This is a genomic window from Sphingopyxis granuli NBRC 100800, from assembly GCF_001591045.1.
GTDB classification, from domain to species: Bacteria; Pseudomonadota; Alphaproteobacteria; order Sphingomonadales; family Sphingomonadaceae; genus Sphingopyxis; species Sphingopyxis granuli.
Genome location: NZ_BCUA01000051.1, coordinates 1 through 12,761, shown reverse-complemented (window position 1 = coordinate 12,761; position 12,761 = coordinate 1). Strand labels below are relative to the sequence as shown.

The 12,761-nt window shown below is 67.8% G+C and carries 9 protein-coding genes; 3 read left to right on the top strand and 6 right to left on the bottom strand.

The window, feature by feature from the left end; translation table 11 throughout:
• Nucleotides 1-2 precede the first annotated feature (2 nt).
• On the top strand, nt 3-602 hold the full coding sequence (locus SGR02S_RS12505; protein ID WP_067110219.1) for an ABC-type transport auxiliary lipoprotein family protein: 600 nt from the start codon (nt 3-5) through the stop codon (nt 600-602).
• A 245-nt stretch (nt 603-847) separates the two neighbouring features.
• Nucleotides 848-1,168, top strand: a complete 321-nt coding sequence (locus SGR02S_RS12500) for a DMT family transporter (protein ID WP_067110216.1) — start codon at nt 848-850, stop codon at nt 1,166-1,168.
• A 188-nt stretch (nt 1,169-1,356) separates the two neighbouring features.
• Here SGR02S_RS12500 and pepN read toward each other — a convergent pair whose 3' ends face one another.
• Nucleotides 1,357-3,957, bottom strand: coding sequence for an aminopeptidase N (gene pepN / locus SGR02S_RS12495; RefSeq protein WP_067110213.1), 2,601 nt, complete (start codon nt 3,955-3,957; stop codon nt 1,357-1,359).
• 169 nt (nt 3,958-4,126) lie between these two features.
• On the opposite strand from pepN, the gene SGR02S_RS12490 reads away from it, so the two are divergent.
• Nucleotides 4,127-4,921, top strand: a complete 795-nt coding sequence (locus SGR02S_RS12490; RefSeq protein ID WP_067110210.1) for a Rossmann-fold NAD(P)-binding domain-containing protein — start codon at nt 4,127-4,129, stop codon at nt 4,919-4,921.
• 287 nt (nt 4,922-5,208) lie between these two features.
• Here SGR02S_RS12490 and SGR02S_RS12485 read toward each other — a convergent pair whose 3' ends face one another.
• The 5 genes from SGR02S_RS12485 to SGR02S_RS12465 form a co-directional block, all read right to left on the bottom strand.
• Nucleotides 5,209-6,492, bottom strand: coding sequence for a DUF445 domain-containing protein (locus tag SGR02S_RS12485; protein ID WP_419964890.1), 1,284 nt, complete (start codon nt 6,490-6,492; stop codon nt 5,209-5,211).
• 73 nt (nt 6,493-6,565) lie between these two features.
• Nucleotides 6,566-9,982, bottom strand: coding sequence for an efflux RND transporter permease subunit (locus tag SGR02S_RS12480; RefSeq protein ID WP_067110207.1), 3,417 nt, complete (start codon nt 9,980-9,982; stop codon nt 6,566-6,568).
• A gap of 34 nt (nt 9,983-10,016) precedes the next feature.
• The gene (locus SGR02S_RS12475) at nt 10,017-11,222 is read right to left on the bottom strand and encodes an efflux RND transporter periplasmic adaptor subunit (RefSeq protein WP_419964891.1); all 1,206 of its coding nucleotides are present in this window, start codon (nt 11,220-11,222) and stop codon (nt 10,017-10,019) included.
• A gap of 281 nt (nt 11,223-11,503) precedes the next feature.
• Entirely contained in the window at nt 11,504-11,776 is a 273-nt protein-coding gene (locus SGR02S_RS12470) for a GlsB/YeaQ/YmgE family stress response membrane protein (RefSeq protein ID WP_174521660.1), read from the bottom strand.
• A gap of 324 nt (nt 11,777-12,100) precedes the next feature.
• Nucleotides 12,101-12,364, bottom strand: a complete 264-nt coding sequence (locus SGR02S_RS12465) for a GlsB/YeaQ/YmgE family stress response membrane protein (protein ID WP_067110264.1) — start codon at nt 12,362-12,364, stop codon at nt 12,101-12,103.
• Nucleotides 12,365-12,761: the final 397 nt, after the last annotated feature.

Below are 12,761 nucleotides of genomic sequence, written 5' to 3'. Positions count from 1 at the left end.
CGATGCCCAGCCGCCTTCGCACCTCCCTGACCCTCGCGCTCGGCGCCCTGCTGCTTTCGGGGTGCGTCAGTTTCGGCGGCAAGGTGCCGCCCTTCCTGCTGACGCTCGATGCCGACGCCGCCCCGGCGGCGGGCGAGGCGCGCACCGCCAGCGACGCCGCGACGCTGACCATCCTGATTCCCGCCGCGCCGCAGAAGCTGCGCACGACGCGCATCCCGGTGCAGCAGGACGATGCCAGCGTCGCCTATGTCAAGGACGCGCAATGGGTCGAGGCGCCGCAGCGGCTGTTCCAGCGCCTGCTGTCCGAAACCGTCGCCGCGCGCACGAACCGCGTGGTGATCGACGAAGGCCAGTATCTGACCGCGCCGGGCGAGCAGCTTGCCGGGCAGCTCATGGAGTTCGGGGTCGATGCGCGGTCGAACGAGGCGATCGTCGTCTACCAGGCGATGCGCGTCGGCGCGGGCGGCAAGACCGTCACCCAGCGCCGCTTCGAGGCGCGCGAGCCGGTCGGCGGCCGGATCGAGGCCAAGCCGGTGGGCGAAGCGCTGACCCGCGCGGCGAACAAGGTCGCGAGCGACGTCGCGGGGTGGCTGGGGAACTGAGATATCCCGCCTCGTCATCGCGGGCGAAACGAAGCAACCCGAGTAGAAGGTGGAACCTGAAGATCGGTCAGATCAAGGGCGCCGCTCTGACATACACCCTCCGGATTGCTTCGCTCGCAATGACGGTTCCAATTCACCGCGTTCCGATCTAAGCGCGCCGCGCAGTCATGCTGCGGCTTGCGCGCCTCTTTCGGGTTTCCGGCGTGCGCCCTTCCCCCGAGCCCGCCGACCGGAAAGGACTCTTCATGGGATGGATCATCCTCGCCATCGCCGTTTTCACCGAAATCTGCTGGGCGCTCAGCCTCAAATGGGCGGCGACGGTCGGGACGTGGCAGGCGTCGGCGGTGCCGGTGACGCTGAGTTTCGTCAACATGGCGCTGCTCGCCTTCGCGATGCGCGAGATTTCGGCCGGGACCGCCTATGCGATCTGGACCGGGCTGGGCGCGGTCGGCGTGATCATCGGCGGCATCCTGCTGTTCGGCGAAAAGGTCGGCGCGGTGCAGGTCGGCTTCATGGCGCTGATCGTGATCGGGGTGGTGGGCACCAAGCTGTTTTCGGCCGGGTGACGAAGAGCGGGGAAATGGCCGAAAGGCGCCATTTGTCTCCCCTCCCGCTTGCGGGAGGGGTCGGGGGTGGGCAGCAGCGGCGCAAAGGCCCACCCCGCTGCGACTAACGAACAAGTTCTTAAGTCTCGCTGCCCCTCCCGCCTGCGGGAGGGGAACCGGTATGTGACACAAACGACGGCCTTCTACCCCTACCCCAGCAAACTCTTGCTCGCCTGCTCGGTCGCGTCGCGCGACAGGCCCGGTTGCGCCAGGATGCGGTCCAGTTCCGCCTTCATCAGCGCCGCCCGCGCCTCGTCGAAGCGCTTCCAGCGGCCGAGCGGCGGGATCAGGCGCGCGGCGGTCTGCGGGTTCTTCGGGTCGAGCGCGATGACGAGGTCGGCGAGCAGGCGATAGCCGGCGCCGTCGGCGCGGTGGAACGCCGCCTGATTGGCGGTGAAGGCGCCATAGAGCGCCCGCACGCGGTTGGGGTTCGCCAGCGTGAAATCGGGATGGCGCGCAAGGTCGCGCACCGCATCGACGGTGTCGGGGCGCAGCGACCACGCCTGCACCTGGAACCATTTGTCGAGCACGAGCGGATTGTCGCGGTAGCGCTGGTAGAAGATGTCGAGCGCATGGGCGCGCTCATCGCTGTCGCCGTGCGCGAGCGTCGCGAGCGCCGCCTGCCGCTCGGTCATGCCGTCGGCGTCGGAGAAGATGGCGAAGGCCAGCGCGGGCGCGTCGTCCCTTGCCGTCGCCCCAAGGTAGGCGAGCGCGACCCCGCGCAGCCGGCGGCGTCCCTTGGCGGCGGGAGAGAGGTCGGTCGCGGGCGGCGCGGGATCGGCGAGGATCGCGCGCCATTCGCTTTCGAGCGCCTCGCCGATCGCGGCCTGCAGCGCGAGCCGTTCGCGGCGGATCGCGTCGGGATCGACCGTCACCATCTGGTCGCCGATGAAGGCCTCGCTCGGCAGCAGCACCGCTTCTGCGACGAAGGCCGGATCGGCGGCGGCGCCCGCCAGCGTCTCGCGCACCGCATCGACCACCGCGCCGCGCTCCGCCGCCTCCCCCGACACCGCCGCGACGAGCGTGTCGAGCATCAGCTGCTGCAACGCTTCGTAACGCGCAAAGGGATCGTCGTCATGCGCCGCGAGCCACGCGAGTTCGCCCGGCGCGCGCGCGCAATCGACGATCACCGGGGCGGAGAAGCCGCGGTTGATCGACAGCATCGGCCGGCCGGCGAAGCGGCCGAGCGGCACCGTCGCGTCGGCGCGGTCGAGCAGCACGAGTTGCTCCGCCGCATCCTGTGCCGCGCCGTTGCGGTCGAACGCCTTGATCCGCAGCGGGATCAGCATCGGCGCCTTGTCGGGCTGCCCCGGCGTCGGCGGGATGGTCTGCGCGAGGTGCAGCACCCATTCGCCGCTCGCCGCGTCGCCTTCGAGGCGCGCGGCGATCCGCGGCGTTCCGGCCTGGCTGTACCAAAGGCGGAATTGCGTCAGGTCGATGCCGGCGCCGTCCTCGATCGCGCGGACGAAATCCTCGCACGTCGCCGCCTCGCCGTCGTGGCGGTCGAAATAGAGGTCGGTGCCCCGCCGAAAGCGTTCGGGGCCGACCATCGTCGCCATCATGCGGATGATCTCGGCGCCCTTGTTATAGACGGTGGCGGTATAGAAGTTCGAGATTTCCTGATAACTATCGGGGCGGATCGGGTGCGCGAGCGGCCCGGCGTCCTCGGGGAACTGCGCGGCGCGCAACACGCGCACATCCTCGATCCGCTTGACCGCCGCCGAGCCCATCGCGGCCGAAAAGCTCTGGTCGCGATAGACGGTGAAGCCCTCTTTCAGGCTGAGCTGGAACCAGTCACGGCAGGTGACGCGGTTGCCCGACCAGTTGTGGAAATATTCGTGCGCGACGACCCCCTCGACCCCGTCGTAATCGGCATCGGTCGCGGTGTCGGGGTCGGCGAGGATATAGCGGGTGTTGAAGACGTTCAGCCCCTTGTTCTCCATCGCCCCCATGTTGAAATCGCTGACCGCGACGATGTTGAACAGGTCGAGGTCATATTCGCGGCCATAGACCTGCTCGTCCCACGCCATGCTGTGCTTGAGCGAAGCCATCGCGTGGTGGGTGCGATCCTGATCGCCCGCGCGCACCCAGATGCCGAGTTCGACCCGGCGCCCCGACAGGGTGGTGAAATGATCGCGGTTGACGACGAGGTCGCCGGCGACGAGCGCGAACAGATAGGAAGGCTTCGGCCACGGGTCTTCCCACAGCGCCCAGTGGGTTCCGCTTTCCCCCTCCCCCGTCGCGACGCAATTGCCGTTCGACAGCAGGATCGGGAAGGCGGCCTTGTCGCCTTCCATCCGCACCCGGTAGCGGCTGAGCACGTCGGGACGGTCGGGGTGGAAGGTGATGCGGCGGAACCCTTCCGCCTCGCACTGGGTGCAGAGCATGGAGTTCGAGGCATAGAGCCCCATGAGCTGGCTGTTGGCGGCGGGGTCGATCCGCGTATCGACCTCGACCACCGCGGCGGTCCGGTCGCCCAGATCGACGACCAGGTCCGGCCCGTCCATCCGCCAGCCGTTCCACGCCTCGCCGTCGACGCGCACCGCCTCTGCCGTCAGCGCGTCGCCGCGCAGCACGAGCGGCGCCGGGGCATCGGCATCGCGCACCACCGACAACGCCGCCGTCACCCGCGTCTCCTCGAGCCCGAGCGCGAAATCGAGCGCCACCTCCGGCACCCGCCATTCGGGCGGGCGATAGGCGGTGCGATGGATGGTGACGGGGGGGACGGGAGAGGAGGACGCGTCGGTCATGTGCGGAAGAAACCTCGAACGAGAATCGTTCGCCCTGGGCTTGCCAAAGGGCCGTCCTTCGTTTCGGCGCCGAAAGAAAGGACGATGCTTCGACACGCTCGGCACGAACGGGAAAAACTGTCGGTCATTGTCCTAGGCTTGGCGGCTGCGCCGCGCAATAAGGCGACCCATGAGCAACATGCTGATTTTCGGAATGGGCTATGCGGCCGGACATCTCGCGGCGCGGCTGCGCGCGCGCGGGTGGGAGGTCATCGGCACCACGCGCGACGGGCGCGGCGGCAGCATCGCCTTCGCCGACGCGTCGGCGGTGCTGGCGGCGCTGCGCGACGCGACGCATATCCTGTCGTCGGTGCCGCCGGCGGACGGGGGCGATCCGGTGCTCGCCCGCTATGGCGAGGCGATCGCCGTCGCGCCGGCGACGTGGATCGGCTATCTGTCCTCGACCGGCGTCTATGGCGACGCGCGCGGCGCGTGGGTCGACGAGAGCGCCCCCGTCCGCGGCCGCCGCGCCGACCGCAACGCCGCCGACGCCGCGTGGCAGGCGCTGCGCGGCGACGTGCGCGTCCTGCGCCTGCCCGGCATCTATGGCCCCGGCCGGTCGATCCTCGACCGGATACGAGACGGGCGCGCGCATCGCATCGCGCTGCCCGGACAGGTTTTCAGTCGCATCCATGTCGACGACATCGCAGGCGGCGTCATCGCGTCGTTCCGCGGGCCGGCGGGCGTCTACAACCTCGCCGACGAAGAACCCTGTTCGCAGAACCAACTCGTCGAATGGGGCTGCGCGATACTGGGGGCGCCGCTGCCGCGGCTGCAATCGCTGGACGACGCGGCCCTGTCGCCCGCCGCGCGCGCCTTCTATGCCGAGAACCGGCGCGTCGCGAACGGCAAGGCGAAGCGGCTGCTGGGATGGGCGCCGACCTATCCGACGTGGCGCGAGGGGTTGAGGGCAATGCTCGATTGATCTCACGCAAAGGCGCGAAGGCGCGAAGAAAAATATCTCACACAAAGACACAAAGAGGGCGACCTATATCGCCACCTCTCCTTTGATCCGCAGCCACAGCAGATAAATTGACCGGACTTTGTCCGGTCCTTTTCCATGCACTCGACAGGATGATGAACGGATGTCGATATTTCCTCCGCCCTCTTTGTGTCTTTGTGTGAGATTGTCGCTACGCCGCGCCGGATTATTCTCTTCGCGCCTTCGCGCCTTCGCGCCTTTGCGTGAGTTTTTCCGAAAACCCGCCCCAGCTACAGCAACACATCCACCGCGTGGATCAGCACCCCGACCAACCCGCCGACCAGCGTGCCGTTGATGCGGATATATTGCAGGTCGTCGCCGACCGCGCTTTCCAGCCGGTCGGTGATCGTCTTGGCGTCCCAGCCGCGGATCGTGTCGGACACCAGCCGCAGCGCCGTTTCGCCATAGCTGTCGACCGTGCCGACGACCGCGCGGCGCGCGTAGCGGTTGAGCGTGCGCCGGATCGCCTCGTCCTCGCCGAGCATCGCGCCGAACTGGGTGATGAGTTCGCCGATGCGCCCCGCGAGCATGGTTTCGGGATCGCGCGCCGCCTTGAGCAGCGCAGCGCGGCCCTGTTCCCACAGGCCGTCGAGCCAGCGCTTGACCGCCTTGTTCTCGAGCAGTTCGTCGCGCACGCGCGCGACCTTCGCCTTGACCTCCGGGTCGTGCTGGAGGTCGAGCGCCATCTTGGCGAGCCCCTCCTCGACGCGGATGCGCAGCGGGTGCGTCTCGTCGACCGCCATCTCGGCGAGCAGCTTCGACAGGCCGGCGACGATGCGGTTCGCGATGCTTTCGTCGAGCCCGGTGAAGCGGACGATCGCGTTGCTGTTGTCGTGGACCATCTGGTGGATCAGATGCTCGTTGAGTTCGAGCGTCTTCGATCCCCACCCGACCATCGCATCGAGCAGCGGCTGGTGCCGCCCCTCCGCCAGCGCGGCCTGCAACGCCTGGCCGAGCAGCGGCGCGACGTCGAGTTCGCGCAGCCGGTCGGCGATCGCCGACTTGACCATCCCGCCCAGCCGCTGCTGGTCGAGCGCGCCGAGCGCGTCGGCGATGATCCGCGACGCACCGAGCTTCAGCCGCCCGCCGCCCTCGGCCGGTTCCGACAGGAACTTGCCGACCGCGCCCGCGACGTCGACCGTCTGCATCTTGCGCGCGATCAGGCGCGGCAGCAGGAAATTGGTGAGCAGGAACCGCGCCAGCGTGTCGCCGATGCGGTCCTTGTTGCGCGGCACGATCGCGGTGTGCGGGATCGGCAGCCCCATCGGGTGGCGGAACAGCGCGGTGACCGCGAACCAGTCGGCGAGCCCGCCGACCATCGCCGCCTCCGCAAAGGCGCGCACGAAGCCGATCGCGGGGTGCACGTCCTGATAATATTTGGCGCTGACGAAGATCAGCGCCATCACGACGAGCAGCCCGGTCGCCACGACCCGGATGTTGAGCCCGCCCGTCGGAACCGCGACGCCCCAATGGTCGGAGGGCGCGCTCGGGCGGGCTGGGGTCGGCTCGGTCATGCCCAACAAATGGCGAAGCGCGCCAAAGGTTGCAACCGGCGCGCCGTCCGCGCGCGCCGATGCCGCCCCCGCGTCACTCCGCCGGCGACGGCGCCGGGTCGCCGTGCGGACGCGTGTCGTCGCCCTTGCGATAGGTGAGCAGGTTGGCCGAGAAGAAGCGGCCCAGGCGCTTTTCGATGCTGTCGGCCAGGCTGAAGCCCGCCGGGACGATCAGCAGCGTGAGCAGCGTCGACAGCGCCAGCCCGCCGATCACGACGACGCCCATCGGCGCGCGCCACGCCCCGTCGCCCGACAGCGACAGCGCGGTCGGGACCATGCCGGCGATCATCGCCACCGTCGTCATCACGATCGGTTGCGCGCGCTTGCGGCCCGCATCCTTGAGCGCCGCGAGCTTGTCGACGCCATGGTCCATCTCCTCGATCGCGAAGTCGACGAGCAGGATCGAGTTCTTCGCGACGATGCCGAGCAGCATCAGCAGGCCGATATAGACCGGCATGGAGATTTCCATGCCCGTGATCCACAGGCCCAGCAGACCGCCGAGCGGCGCGAGCAGCAGCGACGACATGTTGACCAGCGGCGACAGGAAGCGGCGATAGAGCAGCACCAGCGTCGAGAAGACGAGCATCAGCCCCGCCACCACGGCGATCATGAAGTTGGTCGCCAGTTCGGCCTGCCACTTGGCGTCGCCCTGGATGATCTTGCGCACGCCCTGCGGCATCGACTTGACCGCCGGCAGCGCGTCGATCTTGGTCTGCGCGTCGCTCGTCACCAGCCCCGGCGCGAGGTCGGCGCCGATCACGATGCGTCGCGTCTGGTTGTAGCGGCGCAATTCGGTCGGGCCGGCCCCGAAGCCGATTTCCGCCACCGCCTTCAGCGGCACGGTGGTCCCGCGCGAGGTCGGCACGGGCAGCGTCTCGATCGTTGCCAGGCTGCGGCGCGAATCCTCCGAAAGCAGGACGCGGATCGGAATCTGGCGGTCCGACAGCGAGAATTTCGCGGCATTCTGGTCGATGTCGCCGATCGTCGCGATACGGATCGTCTGGCTGAGCGCCGCGGTGGTGACGCCGAGTTCCGCCGCGAGGTCGAGCCGCGGCTTCACGATGATCTCCGGCCGCGGAATGTCGCCCTCGATCCGCACCGAGCGCAGTTCCTTGAGCTTGCCCATCTCCGCGACGATCTTCTGCGCATGGCGTTCGAGCAGCACCGGATCGTCGCCGCCGATGATGAAGGTGATGTCGCGGCCCGAGAAGCCGCCCGCCTGGCTCTGGAACGAGACGCGCGCGTCGGGGATCGCCGCCAGCTTCGGCTGCAGGCCGCGTTCCCATTCGACGCTGGTGACGTCGCGATGCTTCTTCAGCGTGATATAGACCCCGCCGCTGCCGACCTGGACGTCGTAGAAGGCATTCTCCACCGCCTTGTCGTCCGCGAGGATCGCGTTGATCTCGTTCGAGACATGCGTGCTCTGCGCCAGCGTCGAACCCGGCGGCAGCTCATATTTGATCTGGCTGTAATCGCTGTTGATCGTCGGCTGGAACTGGTTCGGCAGCTGCGTGAACAGCAGGATGCTGCCGAGGAAGGCGAACAGGCCGATCCCGACGATCCACACGCGATGGTCGAACAATCGCGCCCAGAAGCGCCGCGCCATGAACATGGCCCAGTGGGTGAAGGCCCATTGCCGCATCCCCGCCGCATAGGCGAGCGCCCCCACGATGATCTGCGCCAGCCCGACGAACAGATAGGCGGCGACGAAGCTGATCGGCGTCAGCAGCAGGAAATGGATCGCGGGATTCGGCGCGTCCTGTCCCACCGGCACCGGCTGGAAATAGCGGAACGCCATGAACAGCACGGCGAGGCCGGCGGCGATCAGCGGCACGGACAGGAAGGCCGGCCGCGTCGCGATGGCGTCGTAACGCGCGCGAACCGCGTGATGCTTGCTGTTGTCGAGCGTCCAGGCAAGGATGCGTTCGTAGCGGTCGATCCACGGGCCGCCGGCATGCTCCTGCTCGCCTTGCGCCGACAGGAAATAGGCGGCGATCATCGGCGTGATCATGCGCGCGACGGCCAGGCTGACGAGCACCGCGAAGACGACGGTCATGCCGAACTGGATGAAGAACTGCCCGGAGATGCCGGGCATCAGCGCCACCGGCAGGAAGACCGCGACGATCGACGACGTCGTCGCGACGACGGCGAGGCCGATCTCGTCGGCGGCATCGATCGCGGCCTGATAGGCCGTCTTGCCCATTCGCATGTGTCGGACGATATTCTCGATCTCGACGATCGCGTCGTCGACGAGCACCCCGGCGACGAGGCTGAGCGCGAGCAGCGACAGGCTGTTCAGCGAAAAGCCCATCATGTCCATGAACCAGAAGGTCGGGATCGCCGACAGCGGGATCGCCATCGCGCTGATCAGCGTCGCGCGCCAGTCGCGCAGGAACAGGAAGACGACGACGACGGCGAGCACCGCGCCCTCGATCATCGCGGCCATCGAGCTGCGATACTGCTCCTTCACATATTCGGTCTTGGTGAAGAGGATCTTGAAGTCGACCTTGGGATTGTTCTTCTTGATCTCGGCGAGCTTCTTCATCGTCTCGTCGTGGACGGTGACGTCCGACGATCCCTTCGCCTTCTCGATCGAGAAGGACAGCACCTGCTTGCCGCGGATCATCGCGAGGTTGCGCTGCTCGGCATAGCCGTCCGTCACCTTGGCGATGTCGGCGAGGCGGACGGTGCGGCCGTTGCCGATCGCGATGCGCGTCTCGCCGAGTTGGAAGGCATTGGCCGCGTTGCCGAGCACGCGCACCGCCTGTTCGGCCCCCGCGATCTCGGTCCGCCCGCCCGCGGCGTTCAGGTTCACCTGCCGCAGTTCCTGGTTCACCTGGCTCGCGGTCAGGCCATAGCTTTGCATGCGCGCGGGATCGAGGATGACGCGAATCTCACGATCGACGCCGCCGGCGCGGCTGACCTTGGCCATGCCGGGGATCGACAGCAGTTCCTTGGCGACCGTGTTGTCGACGAACCAGCTGAGCTGTTCCAGCGTCATGTCGGTCGCCTCGACCGCGAAATAGGTGATCGGCCCGCCCGCCGCGTCGATGCGCACCACCTGCGGTTCGAGGATGCCGTCGGGCAGGTCGCTGCGGATCTGCTGAACCGCCTGGTTGACGTCGTTATAGGCGCGGTCGATCGGCGTTCCGATCGCGAACTGCACCATCGTCCGGCTGTTGCCCTCGCTGACATAGGAGGACATTTCGTCGACGCCGCTGACCCCGCGGACCGCCGCCTCGACGCGCTGCGTCACCTGCGTCTCCAGCTCCGCCGGCGCGGCGCCGGGCTGCACGACGATGACCTGGACCAGCGGGAATTCGACGTCCGGATTGTCGTTCACGTCCATCCGGTTGAAGCTGACGAGGCCCGCCAGCAGCAACAGGATGAACAGCACGACCGGCGGCACCGGATTGCGGATGCACCAGGCGGAGATGTTGCGAAAGCTCATGATTCAAACGCCTTACGTGCTGGTCCGGGTGCGCTTATTGCGCCGATTTCTGGATCACCGGCTTCACCTTTTCGCCGGGGTTGAGGAAGGCGCCGGCAAGCACGACCACCTTTTCGGTGCCCGACAGGCCGGAGGCGATCGATACGCCGCCGTCGGTCACGGTCCCGACCTTCACGGCGCGCCGCTCGATCTTGTCGTCCTTGCCGACGATCAGCACGAAATTGCCGTCGGCGCTGCTCTGCACCGCGCTTTCGGGGAGCAGCGGGGCCTCCGCCGTGCCCGACACCAGCCGCGCGTCGGCAAAGCCGCCGGGGCGCAGCGCGCTGCTGTAGGGGATGGCGATGCGCGCGGTGCCCTGCCGCGTGTTCATGTCGACGATCGGCGACACCTGCCACACCTGCCCTGCGATCTGCAGGTCGGTGCCGACCGGGGTGATCGTCGCGCGCGTGCCGACGCGGACGCGCTGGAGGTCGGCCTCGGCGAGCTGGGCGAGCATTTCCATCTCGCCGCCCTTCGCCATGCGGAACAGCACGCCGCTGCCCGCGCCGACCACCTGGCCGGGTTCGACCTCGCGCGTCAGCACCAGCCCCGCGGCGGGCGCGACGATGTTGAGGCGGCCGTTGCGCGCGACGGCTTCCTGATATTGCGCCTGCGCGACACGGACGCGCGCGTTGGCGGCGTCGCGGGTCGCGCGCTTGCGGTCGAGGTCGGCCTTCGAGATGAAGCCGCGCGACACCAGCGCTTCGGCACGCTCGAGTTCGGCCTGCGCGAGGCTCGCGTCGGCCTGCGCGACGCGGATCGAGGCGGAGAGGCTGGCCGCCTGCTGCGTCTGCACCGAACGGTCGATGACCGCGAGCGTCTGGCCGGCGCCGACCCACTGGCCGGGCTCGACGAGGACGCGGATCACCTGGCCGCCCTCGCCCGCGACCCCGACGGGCATTTCGCGGCGCGCGGCGATCGTGCCGTTCGCGGCGATCGCCGCCTGCACCGAAACCCGGCCGGGGATCACAACGGTGACGTTGGGGATGCTCTGCGCGGCGGCGCCGTCCGCCCCTTCGGCGGTCGCGGCGCCGGTGCCCCGGTGCGTGAAGGCATACCAGGTCGCGGCCAGCGCGAACCCGATCAGCACCAGCGCGACGATCAGCCGCGTGCGCTTGCGGCGGCTCTCGCCCTCGTCATAAAAGCTCGGGGTCGATCCCGCCAGGCTGTCCATCGCTTCCACTTTCCGCTCGTAGTTCACGCCGAAATCCCCATCCGCTGCCCATGGCAGCCGACGCGACGACCGCCGACAGCGATACGCCCCCGCCCGCATGACAGGACCCAAATCCTCGTAGGTGTATTACCGTATTACATCACTAGTGGCAAGAGGCAAACGCCGGCCGCCATCGCTCCGTCCGCCGCCCGCTCATAGACGGGATGGACGGCCGATTCCAGCGGCTTCGGACAACGGAAAGGGCGGCGCACCCCTGCGGGTGGCCGCCCTTGCGTCGGCCGGGCGTCGCGCCCGGCCGCCACGGGATTTCAGCGTACGCGGCCGCGCCGGACGAGGTTGACGATCGCGAGCAGGATCACCGCACCGACGAAGGCGGTCAGCAGCGTCCGCCAGTCGAACGCGTCGCCGCGCAGATGCCCGCCGCCGATCAGGCCGCCCAGCAACAGCCGACCGAGGATCGAACCGATACAACCGACAACGATATTCAGGAAGATGCCCTGTTGGGCATCGGTCCGCATCACGATGCTGGCCAGCCAGCCGATGATGCCGCCCATGACAAGTGCAATGATGAAATCAATCATGATTTGACCCCCTACGATCATTGGTCTGCCCGACGCAGCAGGCACATGGTGGTAACGCAAATATCCGCGGCCGCCTAGAAGTGTTTTCCAGTCGGGCGGACTCGCCCGACGCCTCGGAAAACACGGCAAAACAATATCCTAGAGCGCCGTGCTTCAAATCTGCACCGTTTGCCCTGAGCTTGTCGAAGGGCCGTTCTTGCTTTCAGCGCCGTAAGAAGAAGGACGGTGCTTCGACAAGCTCAGCACGAACGCATGTGGATGATGCAGATTTCATGCTCGCCGCTCTAGCGAAATGGCAGCCGCCGGACGAAGCCCCGTTTCGGATCAGCGGACGCTGCCGCGGCGGACGAGGTTGATCAGGCCGAGCAGCACGACCGCGCCGATGAACGACCACAGCAGACCGATCGGGCTGAACGCGTCGAGCGAGGCGCCCATGCCGAACATCCCGCCGAGGATGTTGCCGAGGAATGCGCCGACGACGCCGACGACGATGTTGAGGAGGATGCCCTGTTGCGCATCGGTCCGCATGACGATGCTGGCCAGCCAGCCGATGATGCCGCCGACGATCAACGTGATGATGATACCCATGTCCGTCCCTTTCTCTGTCGGTTCGGGAAGCCGCCGACGGCGGCAGATGATGCCGATGCCCGGCGATCCGGGCATCGTCCCGACGATGCGGACATAATGCGAGAAGGGCGAAAAAGGTTCCCGGCCGGACCGCGAAAGGCCCGGCCGGGAAAGGGAGACCAATTCCCGATCGGGGAACTGATCTGGGTCGCGGGAGCAGGCATAGGGGAGGAATGGCGACGGCGTTGTGACAGCCATCACACCGCGACGCCGCAGTTGGGCGGATCGCCCGTTCGACGCAGCATCACGGTGCAGGCCGCGCCCGCCCCGCCTCCCCCCGGGTCATCGCGAGCCTTCGACTGTCTTGCAGGCGCTCAGGATAGAGCGGCGTGCCATAAACCCGCGACGCCCCCCATAT

What these genes read in the sequence shown, in the direction of transcription:
- SGR02S_RS12500 (WP_067110216.1), top strand. Translation starts at nt 848, where the DNA reads ATGGGATGGATCATCCTCGCCATCGCCGTTTTCACCGAAATCTGCTGG.
- SGR02S_RS12505 (WP_067110219.1), top strand. Translation starts at nt 3, where the DNA reads ATGCCCAGCCGCCTTCGCACCTCCCTGACCCTCGCGCTCGGCGCCCTG.
- SGR02S_RS12485 (WP_419964890.1), bottom strand. Translation starts at nt 6,492, where the DNA reads ATGACCGAGCCGACCCCAGCCCGCCCGAGCGCGCCCTCCGACCATTGG.
- SGR02S_RS12480 (WP_067110207.1), bottom strand. Translation starts at nt 9,982, where the DNA reads ATGAGCTTTCGCAACATCTCCGCCTGGTGCATCCGCAATCCGGTGCCG.
- pepN (WP_067110213.1), bottom strand. Translation starts at nt 3,957, where the DNA reads ATGACCGACGCGTCCTCCTCTCCCGTCCCCCCCGTCACCATCCATCGC.
- SGR02S_RS12465 (WP_067110264.1), bottom strand. Translation starts at nt 12,364, where the DNA reads ATGGGTATCATCATCACGTTGATCGTCGGCGGCATCATCGGCTGGCTG.
- SGR02S_RS12490 (WP_067110210.1), top strand. Translation starts at nt 4,127, where the DNA reads ATGAGCAACATGCTGATTTTCGGAATGGGCTATGCGGCCGGACATCTC.
- SGR02S_RS12470 (WP_174521660.1), bottom strand. Translation starts at nt 11,776, where the DNA reads ATGATTGATTTCATCATTGCACTTGTCATGGGCGGCATCATCGGCTGG.